Origin of the sequence: Aquimarina algiphila, assembly GCF_007489275.1 — a bacterium.
Taxonomy (GTDB): domain Bacteria; phylum Bacteroidota; class Bacteroidia; order Flavobacteriales; family Flavobacteriaceae; genus Aquimarina; species Aquimarina algiphila.
Genome location: NZ_VLNR01000237.1, coordinates 1 through 261, shown reverse-complemented (window position 1 = coordinate 261; position 261 = coordinate 1). Strand labels below are relative to the sequence as shown.

1 protein-coding gene is annotated in these 261 nt (G+C 32.6%); it reads right to left on the bottom strand.

Annotation, left to right across the window (positions count from 1 at the left end):
- Positions 1–261 (bottom strand): ATP-binding protein (locus FOF46_RS31160; RefSeq protein WP_167572055.1); only part of this gene is annotated, 261 nt, incomplete at both ends.

Genomic DNA, 261 nt, shown 5'->3' with positions numbered 1-261 from the left:
CAAGTTCTTGTAGGCCAAAGTCGTCTAAGATGAGTAAATCTTGTTTTTCTATTCGATCGACTTCTTTAAGGTAAGAACCGTCTGCTTTTGCTAGTTTTAGTTTAGCAAAGAGTTTATTGATATTATAATATTTCACTCTATATCCTTGAGAACAGGCTTGATATCCTATTGCAGAAGCGATAAAACTTTTACCAACTCCCGTACTTCCTGTAATCAATATATTTTCTTTATTCTTGATAAATTCACATTCGGTAAATCTGA